Origin of the sequence: Streptomyces sp. NPDC007875, from assembly GCF_042868035.1 — a bacterium.
Classification (GTDB): domain Bacteria; phylum Actinomycetota; class Actinomycetes; order Streptomycetales; family Streptomycetaceae; genus Streptomyces; species Streptomyces antimycoticus.
Genome location: NZ_JBIADZ010000032.1, coordinates 13,131 through 32,766 on the forward strand (window position 1 = coordinate 13,131; position 19,636 = coordinate 32,766).

Below are 19,636 nucleotides of genomic sequence, written 5' to 3' on the forward strand. Positions count from 1 at the left end.
TCCGCGTGGCCCGCCCCCTTCGCCCTTCCCACCGCCTGACGGGGACGCCATGACATCCGAGACCACCTCGTCCACCGACGCACTGCCCCGCATCGCTCCTCAGCAGGGCATGCCCGAACAGGTCCGCATCTACGAGGTCGGCCCGCGCGACGGCCTCCAGGCCGAAGCCGTCCGCGTCCCCACCGCCGTCAAGGCCGAGTTCGTCCGGCGCCTCGTCGACGCGGGGCTGACCACCATCGAGGTCACCAGCTTCGTCTCCCCCCGGTGGATACCCCAACTCGACGACGCGCACGAGGTGCTCACCGCCGTGGGGCCCCTCGATGACATCCGCCTCCCGGTGCTCGTGCCCAACGACCGGGGTCTGGAGCGGGCGCTGGCCGCCGGTGCCCGGGAGGTCGCCGTCTTCGCCAGCGCGACGGAGTCCTTCGCGAAGAACAACCTGGCCCGGGACGTGGAGGGGGTGCTGGCGATGTTCGAACCCGTCGTGCGCCGGGCCCGTGCCGCGGGTCTGCCGGTACGCGGCTATGTATCGATGTGCTTCGGCGACCCCTGGGAGGGCGATGTGGAGCCCCGCAAGGTCGCCTCGGTCGCCCACAGGCTCCTTGACATGGGCTGCACGTCCCTGTCCCTGGGAGACACCATCGGTACCGGCACCCCCGGCCATGTCCTGGAACTCCTCGACACCGTACGGGGACTGGGCATCCCCCTGGAGCGGACCGCCCTTCACTTCCACGACACCTACGGCCAGGCCCTCGCCAATGTGCACGCCGCGCTGACGGCGGGCGTCACCGAGTTCGACAGCTCTGCCGGCGGTATCGGAGGCTGCCCCTACGCCCGCAGCGCCACCGGCAACCTCGCCACGGAGGACCTGGTGTGGATGTTGCGGGGACTCGGCATCCACACCGGGGTCGATCTGAACGCGCTGGCGGCCACGAGCCGGTGGATGGCCCATCACCTCGGCCGCCCGAGCCCCTCCCGCGTCGTCACCGCCCTCGCCCGACACTGTAAGTGCCAGAATCCTCATCCGCGCTGATCAGGGCGCTCACCGGCCCGGACAAGGAACACGCCGAGACCTCGATGCTCGCCCTGCACCTGATCCAGTCCGGGCTCGTGCACGTCAACACGATGCTGCTTCAGCAGGTCCTCGCCGAACCGGCCTGGGTCAAGGAGGACCGGCGCGGCCTGACCGCGCTGTTCTGGTCGAACATCAACCCATACGGCACTTTCCGCCTTGACATGGACAAGCGGCTCGACCTTCTGCCAGTCACCATGCCCGGCCCCCGCCGCGCGGTCGACGGCACCTCAGACATGACGGGATCGGCATCATGAGCCGCTGGAACGCCTGGCTCGCAGGTCCGGGGCTTCAGGCGGGTCGACCTCAGGCGGCGGACCGGTAGCGGGGCGGGAAGAGCGGCGATCCCGCCCCGCTACGGCCCTGTACTCGTGAAGCTGCCGTTACCCGTCATGTAGCGGAACGTGACTGACTACCGAGGTCCGGAGCGGGGCATGCAGGTTGACGCGGCTCTCGTACTCGCGGCGGGCCTTGCGCTGGGCCGGGACCGCCGCGGTGCAGTCGAGGGGCTGGCAGAGGCGGAGGAGTCGGAGGTGGATCGCGGGCACGGCGGTGACGCGCAGGGTGTAGCCCTGGCCGCGCCGTACGGTCACGCCTTGGTCGAGCACGGCGCGCTCGACGGGCTCCAAGTGGGCGGAGCGGAGGAAGTCAGCCACCTTGCCCGGCATGTCAAGGACGACCGGCAGCTCAGGGGCCGGGGTGCCCGGGTCGGCGGCCGTGTACTCGGGCAGGAGATCCGCGACTGCGGTACGGATGGCGCCGCGGCTGACGTCGTGGTCGCGGGCGAGGGCCGCGATGGAGCGGCCTTCCAGGTACGCGGTGCGCACGGCCTCGGTCTTCTGGGCCGGGACGGCCGGGCGGCGTCCGCCCTTGTTGCCCTTCGCCTCGGCGGCCCGCAGTCCGTCGTACGTCAGCTCGCGCTGAAGGTCGCGCTGGAGTTCGCCGGCGGCGGCGAGGGTCTGCACCATGAACTTCACGGTGGACAGCAGTTCTCCGGTGCGCGGGTGGCGGGCGGTGAGGTCCATCGCGGAGAACGCGCCGTCGTGGATGCGCAGGGCGAGGCGGTCGCGGTGGAGGACGTCGAGCACGTCGAGGATGTGCTGGGTGCCGCGTACGAGGCGGAACATCTCGGAGATGTGCACGGTGTCGCCCGGCCGTGCGCACGTGAGCAGCTTGCCGAACTTCGGGCGCTCAAGCGGGTGGAGGCGGCTGGAGGTGCCGGGCTCCTGCTCGAAGATGACTGGGTCGTCGATCTGGGCCTCGGCGAGGACGAGGTTCTGGCGGTCGGTCGACTGCTGGTCGGTCGACACCCGCTTGTAGGCCAGATTGGCCACGCTCTTCCTCGTTCCTGTCGGCGCGTCGGACCCAGGGCGTCATCAAACCCTGTCGTCAGCCGTCATCGGATCTGATTGGATCCGTGCCGCCAACGAGCCCCGAAAAGCCCGGGTTCATTGGACAGCTGCGGTGCCTGTCGTCATTCGATCGTTTACAGACATGATTGGCGCACGACAGAGATCCCCTTCGAGCCGAACCGGAGCGAGACCGGCTGCCAAGCTCCGCAGACTGGATCATCCGGCGGGGGGCATCGTGCGGCCGGAGCGCTCGGCTTTCGCGTACTGGTCCAGCAGCTTGTTGTACGTGGTGGACGGGAGTGCCGAGCCACTTTGGCGCAGGGCGTCCCGGAAGACTCGGGTGGCCTCGGTGACGTGGTGGCCGGGGCCCAGGACACGCAGGCAGTCATCGAAGAGCGCGGCGAAGGCGGCGAGGCCGTCGGCCGGGGCGCGGTCGCGCCGGGCCCGCGCCTCGGCCAGGCAGCCGCGGATCATCAGCGAGCCGAGGTGGTCGGGGCCCACGATCCGCAGGATCACCGGCAGCAGGTCTTCGTACGCAGTGACCGACCCGGCGAAGTCTTCGCTGTCCGCGAGCAACTCGGCGTAGGTGGCGCGGACGGGAAGGGTCTCGACATGGTTGGGAGGCATGAGCCGCTGGTAGTCGCGGAGCAGTTCGCGACACTCCTCGGCCGCCCCGGCTGGGTCGCCCGCCTCCGCGCGGCAGCCGAGCAGGCTGCGGCGCATGTCGAGCGTATGGTGATGGTCGGGGCCAAGGGCGCGCGTATAGTCCGCGATCAGCTCTTGATAGACCGGGATCATCGTGTCCGCCTCCGCGTCGTCGGAGCGGCAGTCGGCAAGGTCACTGCGCAGCCGGAGGGTGTCCGGGTGGTCCGGGCCCAGCACTTGGCTGTGCACGGTGATCAAGTCCTCGTATGTCGTGAGGGCCGCGGCCGTGTCGCCCGCTGCGTGCAGCTTCTGGGCAAGCAGCCTGCGGGTGCGCATGGTCTCTGGATGGTGCGGGCCCAGTACCCGGGCCATGTCTTCCTGCAGTTCGCGGAGGTCGGCGACTGCCTTGGAGTGGTCGCCTGCCTCGCCGCGCCAGTCGGCCAGCTCCGTGCGGGTCGCCAGGGTGAGGGGGTGCTCGGGGCCCAGGGCCCGTCGGCAGTCGGCGAGCAGCGCGGTGAACGCCTCGGCTGTCTGGCCCGGGTCGCCGATCACGCCCTCGACGCCTAGGAGGAAACGGCGCATCTCCAGCACTTGGGAGTGGTCGGGGCCCCAGAATGAGCGCAGGGCGGCAATCATCTCCTTGAGGGCCTCGGCGGCGGTGACCGGATCGCTCTCCGTAAGTCCGTGCTGCCACATCTGGAGCACGCCGCGGTGGCCGATGACAAACGGGTGGTCAGGCCCGAATATCTGCTCCAGCAAGCGGGCCGACTCGTCTATACCGACCGGTGCCGCGTTGGCGTCTCCGGCCTTATCGCGCAGCAGTCCCAGGGAGTAGCGGGCATTGGCGACGTCGATGTGGTGGGCGCCCAGGACCCGCACGGCGTCGTCGATCATGTCCGACAGCTCGGCGGCGGCCCCGGCTGGATCTCCGGCGGCGGCACGCCAGTCGGCCAGCTCGTGCCGCACCACCAGGGTGCGGTGGTCGTCGCGGCCGAACGCCGCCAGGTGCTCGTCCAGCAGCTCCCCGAGCCGATCGCGGGCCCCGGCAGGGTCGCCCGCCTCACCCTGTAGGTGCGCTAGCTTCATGCGTACGTTCAGGGTCATGTCGTCGAGGGGGCCAAGGTACGTCCGGCAGTCGCCGAGCAGCTCCTTGTACAGGGCGGTGGCGCGTGGCGCGTCTCCCGTGTCGCGGTGCAGGGAGGCGATCTGGGAGCGGACCGAGAGGGTACGGCGGTGGTGCGGGCCCTGGACGCGCCGGTGGTCGAGGAGCAGTTGTTCGTAGTCGGCCAGCGCACCGGCCAGGTCGCCCCCGATGGCCCGGGCGTCGGCAAGATCGCCGCGGGCTCTGAAGGTGGAGTAGTCGTCCTGTCCGACCAGGCGGGCGCAGTCCGCGGCCAGCTCCGTGTACGCCGCCACGGCCTCTGCGGGGCTTGCGGTGATCTTCAGGAAAGCGAGGGAGTTGCTGCGGCAGGCGAGGGTGCGGGGGTGGCCGGCGCCGTACTTTTGCGCGGAGGTGGTCGCGAGCTGCCGGTAGTGGTCCATCGTTGGCTGGTAGAGCCCCGCACGGGCGAGGCTCTGGCCTAACCGTAGTAGGACCTCGTGCACATCGTTGTCCGGCCACAGCAGGTGCTCGTCATGGGACCGCAGAGCCTCGGTGTTGGCGCGGAACCGCTGGCCGGTGGCGAAGTTACGCTCCTGCTCCGGCCAGGTCTGGAGCAGGGCGTCGGCCGCCGCCTGGACGGTCCGGGCCAGCAGTTCCGGCCGGAGCTGCTCGCGCACGCTACGCTGCACCAGCCCGTGGACCTGAACAGGCTGGCCTGGCGCGTAGGTGACGAGGCTGAGCCGGTGCAGGGCGTGCAGCGCGCCTGCAGCGTCCTCGGTTGTCGCGGGGGTTGGTTGCTGGGTGTCGGGGTTGCGGTGGCGGGTGAGGTGGGTGAGGGCGGGCCGGCTGGTCAGGACATCGGTGGGGATGCCGTTGGGGTCGAGCATCGCGGCGAGTTGGAGCATGGGGCGGGCCAGGCCGGCGGGGCGGAGTCGGTCGGCGTGTTCGACGGACAGGGACCAGGTGGCCGCCACCGTGACGGCTTGGTCGTCGGGCAGGGCGCTGGGTTCGGGGAGCAGGTCGGCCAGTTTCCTGAGCCGGTCGGCCAGCAGACGGCGGTAGCGGGCGCAGGTGACATTGGTGTCGATGATGTAGGCGGCGGCCTGGGCCAAGGCGAGGGGCAGGTGTCCCAGGTCGGCGGTGAGGCTGTTGATCTGGTCGACGGGCTCGTGGCGGTCGTGCGTGGCGAGTACGGCGGTGAGGTAGGCGGCGGCATCCTGGGGGGTGAACAAGCCCACGGTCACCAGGCGTCGGCCGGCGCCGGTCAGGGCGGCCTCTCGGCGGCGCGTGGTGACCAGGACACGGCCGCGCGGGCTGGCGGGAGGCCACCAGCCACGTATATCGGCCGGATCCGTGACGTCGTCCAGTACGACCAGCCACCGGCACGGCTTCTGGCCGGCCTTTGGCTCCAGCCAGGCCAGGAACGCCCGCGCGGCCTGCTCAGGGTCGCTGGGGTCGGCGGCAAGGACCTCTACGCTGGCCTGCGCATACCCGGCCGTGATCGCTGAGCGGCTGCTCGCGCTGATCCACACCAGTACGTCGACCTCGCCGCTGTCCCAGGCGGTGCGGGCGTAATCGGCAGCCAGCTGCGTCTTGCCCACCCCGCCGGTCCCGGTCAGTACCTGGCTGAGCACCGCAGTACCCCCGCTGTCGACCACCGCCCGCAACTCGTCGACCTCGGCCCGGTGCTGGAACGACAGGGCGCGGGGCGGGAGCACGCCGACCTGGTGCGGCCAGGGTGCCCGTTCCCGCGGGGCGGCCTGTTGCACGATCAATTCGTGGACGTACCCGCTGATGGCGGTGCCGCCCCCGGACGCGGTGGCATCCCCGGTCCCCGATACCTGCACCAGCCTGCTGGTCGAAGGCCCAGCATGTTCTGGAACTGGTCCGCGGTAGCCGGTCAGCGCGGTTGCCCCGTCGTGGGCGTGGGCGTCGCCGGTGTCCGTAACCACCACCGGGTGCGTTGGTACACCGCCCTCGGCTTCGGGCCCGGCTTCATCCGGGTCGGGCGTGGAGCGGCGCTTCCGGAACCTCATGGCAGGAAGAGTCCCCTCTCGTGACGTGTTGCGGGCCCAGGGATCAGCTGTAGTCGATACCGGTACTTGCGCTGCTGTCAGGCCCGTCCGCAGTGGCGTCCCCGGTTCGCTCCGCCCGAATCGCCCCGCTCCCGGCATCTTGCGGGCGTCGCACGCCGGTGGACGCTCGGCCTCCACCGGTGGCCTTGGCCTTCCCGGTATCGACCACCGCGACCTCAGACTGTGGGGTGGCTGAGGACTGCATCAGCGCCCATGCCAGGGCGGCAATACCGGTGGCGCCCTGGACTGAGGCGGCAACCAGTTGGCCGGTATCCGGGTTGTCCAGCAGCCAGAAGAACGGCGTCGACACGGTCAACACGACCGCGACCACCATGACCGTGATCTTCCTGCTTCGCGACACACCCACTCACCCCCTCCCCGCAGCCGACCAACGCGGGCCCTCAGCAGCATTGGATGAACTTCACTGATAACACAGGACGCCTCCGCACAACCATCAGTTCCCCGCACGCCGTTGGAACTCACCGTTTCCGCCGCCCGGCACAGGCAGCAGGTTTTGGAACGGCCCTGCCACCGCTTTGGCTGCATCGGCGGCTCCGCCTTCTCCCGGTCCCGGGATGGGGTCGGCTGGTCGTCCAGAGGGAACCGAGGGCCGGGCACGGTGGCCGCAGCAAGATTGAGACGGGAGTCCATGTCGAGGTTGACCTCCCTGTACGGGCGGACATGAGACCACAAGCGCGGGGTCAGGCCACGCCGGTCGGCGGGCGTAAGGAGGTCGGCCCACTCCGATTCACCGAGGACGTCCTGAAGCATGAGGGTGTTTACGTAGACCAGGGCCGATTGCAAGATCCGTAGGCAGAGCACGATCATCTCCTGCTCGTCGCGCGTTCGCCGGGCGACATCCGTGCGAGTCGGTTGGAGCGCATACCGGGTCAACGCCAGTCGGGGTTCCGAGGTGACGCTCCGCCATTACCCCGATACCGCGGTCGGTTCATCGGCGGGGGTGCGTGGGCCTGGCATGGTCCGGACGGTCAGGTCCAGGTCGAGGCGCCGGTTCATGTCCAGCTCGAACCGGCCGTAGGGATTCACGTGCGTCCAGAACAGCGGAGACAGTGCGCGCCGGTCCGCGTCGGTGAGGGTGTCGGCCCATTTCGGGTCGACGAGGACCTGCTGCATGAGCAGCGTGTTGACGTGGACCAGGGCGGACTGGAGCAGGTGCAGCGCGAGCATGCTGACCTCCTGGGATTCCTTGTCCGAACCGGCCAGGTCACCGTCCTTGCCGTAGAAGAGGTCCTTGTTCGCGGAGTTCCAGTTCTCCACGACCTGCAAGCCCTCGTGGATCTCCTGGCGCATCTCGACGTCGGCGAGGTAGTCGCAGACGAACGCCGTGCGCACTGCCCGTCCGAGTTCTTCGATGGCCTGGTAGGTGGGGTGCTTGGGGCCGCCGCGGGTGAAGCGGCGCAGGACCTGCTCGGCCTCCGCGGTCCCCAGGCGCAGGGCGGTGGTGTACTTCACGATCTGGTCGTACTGCTGGGCGATCAGCTCCCAGTTGATCGTCTTGGTGGACAGCACCGGCGCGAGGTGCGGCCACTTCTCGTCCTGACCGGCTGCCGGCCGGTACAGCTTCGCGGAGCCGATGTTCTTCAGCCTCGGCATCAGCTTGAAGTCGAGCATGTGGGCGAAGGCGAAGCCGACGATGGACGCGCCGTGGGTGTCGGTGTACTGCCGGTCCACCTCCATGTCGGTGCAGTGCCGCAGCACGCCCTCGATCATCGAGGCGACCTCGGAGGCCGAACAGGACTTCAGCTGGGAGTAGATGCAGACCGACTTCCGTTCCACGTGCCAGTAGATCATCACGCCGGGGCCGCGGTAGCGCTGGTGCCACTCGGTCATCAGGTTGGAGGACCAGGCGCCGAACTTGCGGCTGTCGGAGGCGCACGCGGTGCCGGTGCCCCACCACATCTCGTCCCGGGCGGCGAAGGTGGCGTTCACCAGCTTGCGCAGGGCCGCGCGCATGTTGGCGCGGTTGACGAACAGGTGCCGCACCCGGCGCAGGGTCGCCTCGGACTCGCCGTGCTTGCCGGTCACCGCGACCCGCTTGATGCCCATGTTGGTGCCCAGGCCGAACAGGACCAGCAGCAGGCGGCGCCGCAGTACGTCCTTGGACAGGTTCTCTCTGGTGGCCACCGAGGTGAACTCGGCGATGAAGTCCGTGTCGAACTCGGCGTACTTCAGGATGTCCAGCAGGTCGCTGGTGCCCTCGCCTTTGACCGCCACCAGGTTCTCCGGCTCCTCCTGCTTGCCGCGCGGGGAGACCCGAATCCACGGCTCACCGTGCTTCTTCACGATGGCCACCCCGCCCGTCGTGCCCTCCGCCAAAGCGCTCTCGAAACGGTCCAGCGAGGTGTGGAGCCGCTCTTGCAGGGCGGTGATGAACTCGCCGGAGTCCTGCGGCTGACCCAGCGCGGCGTAGTGGACGTCCCGGTTGTCCTCGAAGTCGGCGGGCAGGTCGTCCTCCGGGTTGCGCCACCGGTTCGCCCCCACCACCCAGATCTCCCACCGGCGCACCGCATCCCGCAGAGCAACCAGCACGCACAGCTCGTACGGAATGCGTTCGACACGCCCCTTGTCGTCCACCACCGCCGCCCGCCACTGCTCGGGCACCACCCCCGCGAGCGGCACCGTCTCCGCCGGATCGAAGAACGCCCCCTCCTTCAACGGCTGCTCCAGATACCGCTTGAGCAGGTCGATCGCGTCCATCACCGGCCGGTACGCGGTGTTGTTGCACTTCCATTCCAGCGCACCCAGCAGCGGCGAGAGCATCCGCCGCCAGTGCGCCGAGTACGAAGAGCGCAACACCGTGCGCACCCGCGCCTTGTAGCGGGCCTCGTTCGCCGCAGCCTCCGCCGCCAGGGCCTTCAGCGTCTTCTCCCCGCCGACCACCGGGTAGATCACCCGCCGCACCGTGCCGGACGGCTCGGAAAGCGCCGCCTCCGCGACCCGCAGCAGCATGCCCTCCTTGCCCCGGATCTTCTTCAGCTCGGCGTTTAGCTCCTTGTCGACCTTCCGCTCCGCCCTCGTGTTGATCTTCAGCACGAGCTGGATGAACAGGTCCACCAGCGAGTCGGTGATCTCGGTCTGCCGCACATGGCACAGCGCGGCCAAGAGCGTGAGGCGCCGGGCAGGCTTCATCCGCTCCAGGTTCACCGGGTACTCCTTCGACGCCCGCGCCCGCCACGCCTCCACCAGCTTCTCCGACACGTCCGCGAACAAATCCGCGGGCAGCTCCAGCCACCGAACCCGCTGGAGCTTGTTGACCTCCGCCAGCAGGCTCTCCAGCCCCGGAGCGCCCGGGTCGGTCTTCAACTCGGCGAAGTGCGAACGACCGCCGCCCGCCACTGAGTCCTCACCGGCCGCGCCCTCGCCCACCTCATCCCCGCTGCCGACGACCAGGTCCTCCAGCCGGGAGCGCGTCGCGTGCGAGATCCGTTCCACCCTGCTGCGGCAGAACTGGGCCTCGAAGTCCGTGACCGCCCGGCCCACCAGCCGCTGCACCTTCGCCGGGGCCGGGGGCTCGATGTGGTCGTTGCGGCACCGGGCCACCACCGCCGCCATCAGGCGCTCGCGCGAGAGTTCCACCGGGCACAGCTCCGCGGCCAGCCACTCCGCCAGCCGCTCCTGGCTCCGGAAACGTGTTCCGCTACGACGTGTCCCACAACAACATCGACGACGGCTGGGACCTCTACACCAAGAAGGACACCGGCCCCATCGGCCCGGTGACCATCGAGGACTCTCTCTCCTACGGCAACGGCACCCTCTCGGACGGCACCCAGAACTCCAACGGCGACCGCAACGGCTACAAGCTGGGCGGCTCGGACATCGCCGTCGACCACGTCATCCGCCGCAGCATCGCGTACCACAACGGCAAGCACGGGTTCACCTACAACAGCAACCCCGGCCATATGTCGGTGTCGGGCAACGTCGGCATCGACAACGGGGAGCGCAACTTCTCGTTCGACGGCGGCACGTCGGTGTTCCGGGACAATGTGTCCTGCCGCGGCGGCAGCAGCGGGACGAAGGACCGCATCATCGGTGACGCGGACAGTTCGAACCAGTTCTGGTCCGGGACGAACGGGTCCCGGTGCTCGTCCTACACCGGCGCGCTGAAGTGGTCCTTCGCCACGGACGGCAGCCTCCGCGTGAGCTTCGGCGGCTAGCCCCCAGCGATGGCCACCTTCTTCGCGATGGCCAGCGGGAGGTCACGGCGGATCATGCCGCTGCCCGCGCGCATGAAGCCCCGGTACAGGGCGAAGGCGCGGCGGGCGGCGGGGGACAGCGTGGCGGGCACGGCGCCGGGGCGGGCCCCGGCGCCGTGCCACCGGGCCGGGTGACGGACGGGCGGACGGGCGGGATCACCGGTATCGCGCTCCCCTGGTTCCGAACCGTCCAAGTAGACCGTGAAGTTGAGGGCCAGTCATTTTTTGCCGTCGGAACTCTTGTGAGAGGTACCCGCCTTCATTACTTTCCGGTAGGTGGCGCCCCGACGATGACAGACCCCCACCTCCCATGGAGTGATCATGGCCCCCGAGCACCGTGGCTCCACCCGAATGCTCCTCTCCCTGACCGCCGCCGTGACGCTGGCCCTGGCCGGCTCCACGGCGGTGAGCTCCGCACAGTCAAAGGCGGCCGGCCTGCGGGAAGTGATGTTCGTGGGCAACAACTGGGACGGCACCGCCGACGTCATCAAATCCACTGGCGACCTGTCCAGGATCGGCCGCATCAACGTCATACCGGACAAGGACCAGCGGCTCACCGAGATCTACCTCAACCCCATCAAGCTCGCCTTCTTCCTGGGGATCCGGCTGGGGCCAGGTGAAGGCCACGACCAGTTCGTGGACGACATGTACTCGACCCCGGACGGCTCCGCCATCGTCGTCTCCCGGCCCAGCTTCGCCGACGTGGTCTCCATCGACGTCGCGACCGGCAAAATCAAGTGGCGCTTCCCCGTGTCGGGATTCCGCGCGGACCACATGGCCGTCTCCCCCGACGGCGAACGCGTCGCGGTGTCGGCTTCGACGTCGAACACGGTGCATGTCCTCGACATCGAGACGGGGAAGCAGCTCGGCTCGTTCTCCGCCGGTGACAAGCCCCACGAGAACGTCTTCACCGACGGCGGCAAGTACCTCTGGAACATGTCGATCGGCGAGGTCAACACCGACCTGGACGATCCGTCGATGGACTGGACGAAGGGCGACCGGCACATCACCGTGGTCGACACGAACACCTATCGGCAGATCAAGGTCATCGACATGCGCGAACGGCTCGACGCCTTCGGCCGCAAGGACCTGTCCGACGCCGTCCGGCCCGTCGCCTTCACCCCGGATGAGTCCAAGCTCTACTTCCAGGTCTCCTTCTTCAACGGGTTCCTGGAGTACGACGTGGCCAAAGACAAGATCACCCGCGCGAAAACCCTCCCGAAGAACCCGGCGACCAGCGAGGACCGCACCACCTGGGTCAACGACTCCCGCCACCACGGCCTGTCGATGAGCCCCGACGGCAAGAAACTGTGCGTGGCCGGGACGATGGACGACTACGCGACCGTCGTCGACCGCGAATCGCTCCAGGAAGGCCCCCTGGTACCGACCTCGAAGCCGTACTGGGCGACGGTGAGCGGCGACGGCACCTCCTGCATCGTCTCCGAGAGCGGTGCCGACCGCGTCACCGCCATCGACTTCACGACGGGCGAGAAGACCGCGTCCGTGTCGGTCGGCGACCACCCGCAGCGGGTGCGCATCGGCCATGTGGCGGCCGGCTGGACCGGACCGTCAGCCTCCTAGCGGTTCGTCGGAGCGGCGCGGCGCACCCGTGCCCGGCGGGGGCCGATGCGTAATGCGGCCCCCGCCGGGCCGTGCGGCTCCTGGGCGCCGCATTCCACTCGCCGTTCGGCCGTGGAGGGCAGGGGGTGCCGGACCAGGCCGATCAGGACGCCCGACAGGAGTTGGTGAGCGGGCTTGCTGGGAGTGCTTGGGCAGGAGCCGGACCAGCGACAGCGCCAGGACGTGGACCCGCGGCAGACACAGAACACCAGTTGGGCGGCGGCGAAGTAGGACGGGGTGGAGGGCTGTCCGACGTGCGCGAAGAACACGGTGCCGAGCGCGGCGGCGCCGACGGCGTTGGCGAACTGCTGGGCGGCGTTGAGCACGCCCGCTCCGGTGCCGACCTCTTCGCTGGTGGCGTCGCCGAGGATGACGTCGGACAAGGGGCGAACCGCAGCCCGGAGCCGACTCCGGTCACGAGCAGGGACGGCGTCAGCTTCCACACCGTGATGGCGTCGCCCCAGTGTGCGGTGGACCACCAGAGAGCGAGCAGGCCGACGACGGCGATGGACAGCCCCAGGGCGCGGCGTCCGGTTGGAGCGCGAGGACCCACACCCGCGTCATGTGGTGTCCCGGTCCTGTCAATTCCGCCTATGGGATACCTCTTTAGGTTCAGGGCCGTGGGACCCCGCCGTCGGCCGGCGGCGGGAAACGGTCACTGCACTCCTTGGAGCCAGCGTGAAACGTCGCACCCCCTGCGCGCCGCCGTCATCGGCGGCTCCTCGGCAGCTCTCGGCGGAACCCTGTGGCGCGACGCCGCGTACGCCGCACCGGCGCAGCCGGGCGCCGGCCCGTACGGGGCGCTCGGTTCGCCGGACGCCAACGGCGTACGGCTGCCCGCCGGGTTCACCAGCCGGGTGATCGCCCGTTCGCGGCGGAGCGGGTGCGGGTGTGGGGTGCCGACCACGACGTCGCGCTGGTCACCCGGCTCACCCTGGCCGACATACGGGCGGAGGCCGGTGATGTGGCCGGGGCCCTGGAAGCGTACGAGCAGCTGCTGGCCGCCACGGTGCGGGTACTCGGCGAGGACCACCGTGGCACCCGGTGGAACCGGCACAAGCCGGCCCAGTGGCGGGGAGAGGCCGGGACACCAGCGCGGCGCCCGTATCGGCCTCGTCCGCCGGCCGGCCGGTGATGACGGGCGGCAGGCCGTCCACGACGAGGGCGGCGTAGACGACACCGGACCAGGCGGCGGCATGCGTGAAGTCGGCGACCCAGCAGCGGTTCGGGGCGCCGGCCACGAAGTCGCGGTCGAGAAGGTCCGGGGCCCGCCCGGCGGCCGGATCGGTGATCGTGGTGATGGCCTTCTCGCCGCGGACGGCGCCGGTGGTGCCGAGCTCGCGCATGAGGCGCTCGACGGTGCAGCGGGCCACCGCATGCCCCTGTCGGTTCAGCTGGCGCCAGATCTTCCGGGCCCCGTAGACGGGGTAGTTGGACGTGTAGACCTCCTGGATCTGCGACTTGCGTTCCTCATCGCGCACGGAACGGGCGGAGGGGGTTTCCAGCGGTCTCTTGTAGGCGTAGTACGTGGGGCGATCTTGCAGTCGTGCTCGGTGAGCGTCCCGCAGATCGGCTCGACGCCGCCGAAGTGGTCCCGGTGCTCGTCGATGAACGCTACGAGCGCGTGTGTGGCCGGTCGAGCCCGGCCGCGAAGAAACTCGCTGCCGTCTTCAGGATCTCGTTCGCCCGCTTCAGCTCGGCGTTCTCCTTCTTCAGCGCCTTGAGCTGGGCGGACTCCTCCGTCGTCGTCCCCGGCCGCGTCCCCACGTCGACCTCGTGCTGCTACACCCAGTTCCGCGGCGTCTCGCGGGAGCCGATGTCCAGCTTCTCCGCAACCGCCTGCAGGGCAGCTGTCTCGTTCGGGTAGTCGTCGCCGCACCTCAGCGACCATGCGCACCGCACGACGGCGGAGCTCAAGCGGGTAACGGGGAGGTCGTGCCATGACTCGAACCTTGCATGAAATCGAGTCTCCATTCGAACCGGGGCGGTTCACCGAGCTGTAGGTACGTGCCGTCGGTCTGGTTGGCGTTCGGTACATCGAGACACCGGCCGGAACCCGCACCGCGCAAGGCACCGCTGGTGGCAGCCTGAGCCGGGTTGGCGACGAGCGTCGCCGCCAACAAGAGGAGGGGCGCAACCGCAGCGGCGAACACCCTGGACAGATGTCCGCGGCTGATACTTCATCTGCGCATGGGGACCTCGTCATCCTTGAGTACGCGAGTCCGGATGGCCCCGTCAGAGGCTGCCCGGACTGCCGATGTGGTGCGCGGTTCATAGTGGTGCCTGGGGACCGGGCGACCCCTACCCGTGAAGAACCTTCGCCAGCGGCCCGGATCTCGAAGGGCCCAGGATCATGACAGTCCCGATGCGGGGCCCGGCGAAACGAACACCGGGCCCCGGCCGGATTCAGGCGCTGTTCAGTACCGCGAGGACCGCGCCGTACGCCTCCTTCTTCTGGTAGCTGCCGTTGAAGAGCAGCGGGGTTTCCTGGGCGCGCCAGGAGTACTTGTCGGTGACGCCCCACACGGTGATGCCGTTGCAGCGGGCGACGGCCACGCACGCCTGGGCGACCTGCCGGTACACATTGGCCTGCGCCGATCCGGAGCCGCCGACGTCGAGCTCGGTGATCTGCACGTTCACGCCGAGGTCGGCGAAGCGCTGGAGGTTCTGCCGATAGGTGCCGAGGTCGGAGTTCGAGGCCAGGTGGCTCTGGAAGCCGACACAATCGATCGGGACGCCGCGGGCGCGGAAGTCCTGGACCATCCGGTAGATGGCGTCGCTCTTGGCGTTGACGCCGTCGGTGCCGTAATCGTTGTAGCAGAGCTTGGCCTTGGGGTCGGCTGCCTTCGCGGTGCGGAAGGCGTCCTCTATCCAGCCGTTGCCGAGCTGCTGCTGGAGGTTGGACTGGCGGCGGCTGCCGTCCCATTCGAACGCCTCGTTGACCACGTCCCAGGAGTCGATCTTGCCCGCGTAGTGGGCGGCGACCTTGGTGATGTGGTTGCGCATGGCCTGGCGCAGGGAGTCTCCGGCCAATCCCTGTACCCAGCCGGGCTGTTGGGCGTGCCAGACCAGGGTGTGGCCGCGTACCCATTTGCCGCGCTGCTGGGCGTAGTTGACGAGCTGGTCGCCGCCGCTGAAGTTGAACTGATTCGGGCTCGGCTCGGTGGCGTCCCACTTCATCGCGTTCTCGGCGACGACGCTGGAGAACTCCCGGTTGAGCGTGGACTCGTAGTCCGTCTCACCGAGGTGGGGTGCGACCGCGGCGCCGAAGTACCGGCCCTTCTGAGCGGCCGCACCGCCGAGGGTGTCGGCGGCATGAGCGGTGGGTGAGAACGCCAGGACGGCCGCTGCCGCCGTGAGGCCGGTCGCCGCGGCGGTGATCGCTGTCCGGGCGCGTCGCGGGGTACGCCTTCGGGAGGATCTGTCGGTCATTGCGGATCCCTTTCTGATGGGGGTGGGTGGTGGTGCAGGGCCTGGAATTCGTCCGGCCCGCGGCCGTCAGGAGAGGGCGGATTCCCAGCGGGTACCGGCGCCGGTGGCATCGGCCGGGAGGCGGTCGCGGGCAGTCGTGTCGTGGTACAGCCGCCACCGGAACCAGTCCACGAGGGTGTTCTGGGTCCGGTCGAAGGTGGGGAACCCCGGGTTCAGATATGCGGCATGGTCCGCGCCGAGGTGGGTGAGAAATGCCTTGGGTGCGGGCAATTCCTCGTACGCTCGCCGGGCCAGGGCGTAGTCGCAGGTCGGGTCCTTGTCGCCGTGGATGAACAGCACGCCCGCACGGACCGAGGCGGCGGGGGTGCCCATGTCCACACAGGCGACCGGGACCGCGGCGGTGATGCGGTCGTCGGGCCACGCGGTCACCAGGCCGTGGGTGGTCATGCCGCCCATCGAGTGCCCGGAGACGCCGACGCCGGCCGCGGTGTCGATGTGCCCGGCGAAGGGGCCGCCCGTGCTGCCGTTGAGCGCCAGGGTCCGGGTGATGACCTCGGAGACGTCCCTCGACCATTCGCCTCCGTACACGGAGCCGAGATTGGTGTTGTCGGAGAACGAGGGGGCGGGGCAGATGAAGCCGGCGGAGGCTATCGCGTGGGTCTGCGAGGCGTACGAGTCGGAGTTGCCGTACATGCCGTGGCTCCACTCGGCGACGGGGAACACACCGTCGGCGAGAGGGGCGTTGGGTATGGGGGCGCCGCCGGGGGCTCCGGGGGTGGGGTAGAAGACCTTGGTGAACAGCGAGCGGGCGCCGCGGCTCCAGTTGAACTGGCGTACACCGACGGCGAACTGCCCGGCGGGCGCGACCGGTTCGGCGCCTGAGGCGGAAGCCGGTGCCGGGCCGAGCAGGGGAATGCTCAGGCCCGCTGTCGCGCCCGCGGTCAGGCCGAGGAAGGTGCGTCGACTGGTCGACATGTGCAACTCCTTGCGTGGGGGACAGGGAGGTCTCAGCAGGTGGGGTTGGTCTGGGTGGCCAGGCCGAGCCGGTAGGGCAACTGCGATTACTCGCCCCTGGAGTTGGGGTTGCGGCCCTGATAGAGGAGTTGGAGCCGGCAGAGGTCAACAGTCATGGTCTGGTCGTTGCCGGCGCGGATCAGCTCACCGTGGCTGATGTCCTTCGTCCAGGCGCCGCCGGGGAACGTGACGTTGGTTGAGCGGGCGAAGAATTGGCCTCGGTGGCGGCTGGGCGGCCGCCAACTGCCGCTCAGGGCATGGGAGGTGAGAGAGCGGTAGTAACGGTTGCCGTCGCTGCCGATGGCGCTGCCGTCCTGCTGGGGTGAGATCACCGATCCCGTGGACGACCAGCGGAAACTGCGCGGCAGGTTCCGCTGGAGGGTGCCCGCCGGTGTCGCTCCCTTCGCGGGCACGGCCAAGCACGCCGCCAACGGGGCGATGAGCAGGGCCACATAGGCATGGCGATGTAACAAGGGCATGGGCGACTCCATAGCGGCTCATCCGGTGCGCATGCGGTGAAGCACGAAGTCTGGTCGATATCTCGAACGGCGACCGGAACTTCGGACATAGGAATGATGAGGCGCTTGACGGAGCTCGGTCAATCCTGTGTGCGCAACTTTTTCAACCTTGGACCAGAAACTATTGCGTGAAAATTTCTCGCCGCGCGCCGGGCATGCCGCGCTGGACGCGCCGACAGAGCCGCGCTCAGCTCCTCGGCGGTGCCGTGCTCTGACGGACCACGAGTTCCGTGGCGACCTCCAGCCCGAGCTGCGGAACCCTCTCGCCGCGGCCCAGCGCGAGGGCCAACTCGGTTGCGGCAGCGCCCATTTCACTCAAGGGCTGATGCACCGTCGTCAACGGCGGATCTGCCCAGACAGCGACCGGCATGTCGTCGAAACCGACCACGCTCAGGTCCTCCGGGACACGAAGCCCGGCCTCGCGGGCCGCCTGATAGACGCCGAGCGCCTGCATGTCGTTGGCGGTGACGATCGCGGTGGGCCGTTCGGGCCTGCCGAGCAGGGTGCGGGCCGCGATCTGGCCGCCTTCCCGCGTGAGTTGGGCACGGACCGTCAGATCCAGGTCCACGGGCAGTCCGGCCGCCTCGAGAGCGGACCGGTAGCCCGCCGCCCGGGCCAGGCAGAACGCGTGATCGGGACCGTCGATCATCGAGATGCGCCGGTGCCCGAGGGACAGCGCGTGACGCGTCGCGGACTGGCCTCCCTTGAAGTTGGTGGCACCGACATAGGGCACGCCATCGGGAACGTCGTCGACCGGATCGAAGACGACGTAAGGGATGCCTTTCGCCTTGAATCGCTCCCGTTCCGCTTCAGGGAGTTGGAACACGGACAGGACACACAGCGGGCGTCGCCCCACGGTGTCGTCGACCGAGGCGTCGGCGTCGTGCAGGCCGAACTTGGAGACCACGACGCCCGCGTGGTTCCTGCGGGCCACCTCCTCGACACCGCGGATGATCTCCCCCACCCACATGCCCTCCAGCTCCCGGAAAATCAGCTCCACGAACCTCTGCTTGTTGTCCGAGGACTTGCGGTATCCGTACTCGTTGATCAGTTCCTCGACCCGGGCCCGGGTCTCGTCGGACACCCCTGGCCTGCCGTTGAGCACCCGCGACACCGTGGGCACCGACACACCCGCCAACTCGGCTATGTGCGCGATCTTCACCGACGTCTGCCCGCCACTCCGCGCGAGCTTCCCGCTGTCCACGGACGCTCCCCCACGACTGTCCACCACGACCACTCTTCCCCGCTCCCGACGGGCTCGCCGCCTGCCGGGGCACGTACGCCACCCACACGATCAACACCGCCTGCGAGCCGTCATTCTGACACTCGCGGCCCCTCGAGAGGTTGCACCGCCTTCTGTCGGCTGTACGAGCCAGGTCGGGAATCGTCGGACCAGCGGTCATGGCTGATCTCTATCTCCGGCCAACCCCTACGACAGCGGCCATCTCGAGCCGGCGATGGCAATCGCATCTACTACGAGCAGCTCGGCTCCCCGTGGGAAAGCCCGCGCTCAACGTCCATGGCGGCCCCGGATCGCGTCGCGTCTTCTGCCATGAGCCATGGGCCCTTCCCTCTCGATCGGACGGGACGCGTCTCACCCCGGCTCATTCCGCTGCCACCGGCCCGGTGGGCGACGGAGGACGAGTACGGGTCCGTCAGGGACCGGAGGGTCGGGAGCGCTTCCAAATATGAGGCCGTCGGTTTCCGACCCGTGGCCGGGCGCTCGGGCCGCAGCCAGATGTTCATGTACTCGACATCGGTCACCGTTCCCTTGCGCGCATGGTCCCGGCCCCGAGGGGCGGGGCCGCCTGAGACGGCCCATGAAGGCCGCCACGACTGCCCGGGCAGATCCTGGACGTCCGGCAACCACACGAGGCATTGAGGGCGTGTCAGGCGTGGCCTCTGCCAAGCTGCCGGGCTGCGAGCTCGGTGACCTGGGCAGCCAGGTCCGTCAAGGCGGAATCGCGCACTGCGGCGGCGTGCGCGAGCCGGGTCACGTCGTTTGCCCAGTCGCCGGTGGCCCGGTCATCCTCGCTGATCCGGGCGAACCCCCGGTCCAGCGGACCGCGGGCCTCAGCGTCCCGCTTTCGGGCCACCGCCTTAACCGCGCCTATGGCATTGGCCAGGGCGCCGGCCGGCTGTGAGCACTCATCATCACGGGCGCACGCTGCCGGGTTCCCCACGTCGTAGTGCCGGTCATCGGCGACCATGCGGTGCGGATATCCAGATCGAGTCGCCAGAACAGCGGTACCCCCGCGAAGCGAACGAACAGCAAGCGGCGGTCGGAGCGGTGGAGGGCACCCCGTGGGTGCGGTGACAGGTCGCCATGCCGACGCCCGGCTCGGCGGCGATCCGGCGTACTGGCGCGTCCACTCCGTACACCCCCGGGCCGCCGCACAGGTGCTCCTGTGCGGCGCGTGTGCCGGCCTCCGTCGATCCAGGCGAACTGCCCCGCCTTCGCCGCCGCCAAGTCCTCGGTGAGGGCGCTGCCAGGGCCACGGACGAATCACGAACCAGGCCTGGATGAGATCGCGTACCCCGGGCCCGGCCGTGCTGGACGACCAGGCCCGGGGCGGCTGCTGAGGGCCGCAC

Annotated in this window: 15 protein-coding genes and 4 pseudogenes; 4 read left to right on the forward strand and 15 right to left on the reverse strand. The window is 69.3% G+C overall.

Annotated features, from left to right (window positions below; all coding sequences use genetic code 11):
* The first annotated feature begins 49 nt into the window (after positions 1 to 49).
* Both ACFYOY_RS40975 and ACFYOY_RS40980 read left to right on the forward strand, forming a co-directional pair.
* Positions 50 to 1,033, forward strand: coding sequence for a hydroxymethylglutaryl-CoA lyase (locus tag ACFYOY_RS40975; protein ID WP_351903682.1), 984 nt, complete (start codon positions 50 to 52; stop codon positions 1,031 to 1,033).
* On the forward strand, positions 1,009 to 1,329 hold the full coding sequence (locus tag ACFYOY_RS40980) for a Tn3 family transposase (protein ID WP_351903685.1): 321 nt from the start codon (positions 1,009 to 1,011) through the stop codon (positions 1,327 to 1,329). Before ACFYOY_RS40975 ends, ACFYOY_RS40980 begins: the two co-directional genes overlap by 25 nt.
* 126 nt (positions 1,330 to 1,455) lie before the next feature.
* On the opposite strand, the gene ACFYOY_RS40985 is transcribed toward ACFYOY_RS40980, so the two are convergent.
* The 5 genes and pseudogenes from ACFYOY_RS40985 to ACFYOY_RS41005 all read right to left on the reverse strand — a co-directional run.
* Positions 1,456 to 2,406 carry a recombinase family protein gene (locus ACFYOY_RS40985; RefSeq protein ID WP_388592799.1) on the reverse strand — a complete coding sequence of 317 codons (951 nt, stop codon included), beginning with the start codon at positions 2,404 to 2,406 and terminating at the stop codon, positions 1,456 to 1,458.
* Between the two features lie 234 nt (positions 2,407 to 2,640).
* A complete protein-coding gene (locus tag ACFYOY_RS40990; RefSeq protein ID WP_351903691.1) occupies positions 2,641 to 6,207 on the reverse strand; it encodes a tetratricopeptide repeat protein in 3,567 nt (1,188 codons plus the stop codon).
* Between the two features lie 43 nt (positions 6,208 to 6,250).
* Entirely contained in the window at positions 6,251 to 6,580 is a 330-nt protein-coding gene (locus ACFYOY_RS40995) for a hypothetical protein (RefSeq protein ID WP_351903694.1), read from the reverse strand.
* On the reverse strand, positions 6,559 to 7,140 hold the full coding sequence (locus ACFYOY_RS41000) for a Tn3 family transposase (RefSeq protein ID WP_351903697.1): 582 nt from the start codon (positions 7,138 to 7,140) through the stop codon (positions 6,559 to 6,561). The genes ACFYOY_RS40995 and ACFYOY_RS41000 overlap by 22 nt, the downstream gene beginning before the upstream one ends.
* A gap of 33 nt (positions 7,141 to 7,173) precedes the next feature.
* Positions 7,174 to 9,909: pseudogene (locus ACFYOY_RS41005) on the reverse strand (Tn3 family transposase); the annotation flags it as partial.
* On the opposite strand from ACFYOY_RS41005, the pseudogene ACFYOY_RS41010 reads away from it, so the two are divergent.
* A pseudogene (locus ACFYOY_RS41010) lies at positions 9,885 to 10,421 on the forward strand (right-handed parallel beta-helix repeat-containing protein); the annotation flags it as partial. The pseudogenes ACFYOY_RS41005 and ACFYOY_RS41010 sit on opposite strands and share 25 nt — an antisense overlap.
* Here the strand turns inward: ACFYOY_RS41010 and ACFYOY_RS41015 are convergent.
* Entirely contained in the window at positions 10,418 to 10,552 is a 135-nt protein-coding gene (locus ACFYOY_RS41015; protein WP_388592803.1) for a hypothetical protein, read from the reverse strand. The pseudogene ACFYOY_RS41010 and the gene ACFYOY_RS41015 overlap by 4 nt on opposite strands.
* Positions 10,553 to 10,781: 229 nt before the next feature.
* On the opposite strand from ACFYOY_RS41015, the gene ACFYOY_RS41020 reads away from it, so the two are divergent.
* Entirely contained in the window at positions 10,782 to 12,041 is a 1,260-nt protein-coding gene (locus tag ACFYOY_RS41020; protein ID WP_351903715.1) for a YncE family protein, read from the forward strand.
* On the opposite strand, the gene ACFYOY_RS41025 is transcribed toward ACFYOY_RS41020, so the two are convergent.
* From ACFYOY_RS41025 to ACFYOY_RS41065, 9 genes and pseudogenes are all read right to left on the reverse strand, one after another.
* Positions 12,038 to 12,463: a hypothetical protein gene (locus tag ACFYOY_RS41025; RefSeq protein WP_351903718.1), complete on the reverse strand. Its 426-nt coding sequence runs from the start codon at positions 12,461 to 12,463 to the stop codon at positions 12,038 to 12,040. The two genes, ACFYOY_RS41020 and ACFYOY_RS41025, sit on opposite strands and share 4 nt — an antisense overlap.
* Before the next feature lie 546 nt (positions 12,464 to 13,009).
* Positions 13,010 to 13,561 carry an IS3 family transposase gene (locus ACFYOY_RS41030; RefSeq protein WP_388592808.1) on the reverse strand — a complete coding sequence of 184 codons (552 nt, stop codon included), beginning with the start codon at positions 13,559 to 13,561 and terminating at the stop codon, positions 13,010 to 13,012.
* A gap of 133 nt (positions 13,562 to 13,694) precedes the next feature.
* On the reverse strand, positions 13,695 to 13,847 hold the full coding sequence (locus ACFYOY_RS41035; RefSeq protein ID WP_351903724.1) for a hypothetical protein: 153 nt from the start codon (positions 13,845 to 13,847) through the stop codon (positions 13,695 to 13,697).
* Positions 13,848 to 14,074: 227 nt separating this feature from the next.
* Positions 14,075 to 14,257, reverse strand: a pseudogene (locus ACFYOY_RS41040) (alpha-L-arabinofuranosidase); the annotation flags it as partial.
* Positions 14,258 to 14,489: 232 nt separating this feature from the next.
* Positions 14,490 to 15,512 (reverse strand): annotated as a pseudogene (locus tag ACFYOY_RS41045) (endo-1,4-beta-xylanase); the annotation flags it as partial.
* A 66-nt stretch (positions 15,513 to 15,578) separates the two neighbouring features.
* Positions 15,579 to 16,487 (reverse strand): alpha/beta hydrolase family protein, encoded by a 909-nt coding sequence (locus tag ACFYOY_RS41050; protein ID WP_388592810.1) that lies wholly within the window; start codon positions 16,485 to 16,487, stop codon positions 15,579 to 15,581.
* 86 nt (positions 16,488 to 16,573) lie between these two features.
* Positions 16,574 to 17,005, reverse strand: coding sequence for a non-reducing end alpha-L-arabinofuranosidase family hydrolase (locus ACFYOY_RS41055; protein ID WP_388592812.1), 432 nt, complete (start codon positions 17,003 to 17,005; stop codon positions 16,574 to 16,576).
* A gap of 226 nt (positions 17,006 to 17,231) precedes the next feature.
* A complete protein-coding gene (locus tag ACFYOY_RS41060) occupies positions 17,232 to 18,248 on the reverse strand; it encodes a LacI family DNA-binding transcriptional regulator (RefSeq protein ID WP_388592815.1) in 1,017 nt (338 codons plus the stop codon).
* Between the two features lie 685 nt (positions 18,249 to 18,933).
* Positions 18,934 to 19,254 carry a hypothetical protein gene (locus tag ACFYOY_RS41065; RefSeq protein WP_351903736.1) on the reverse strand — a complete coding sequence of 107 codons (321 nt, stop codon included), beginning with the start codon at positions 19,252 to 19,254 and terminating at the stop codon, positions 18,934 to 18,936.
* Positions 19,255 to 19,636 lie beyond the last annotated feature (382 nt).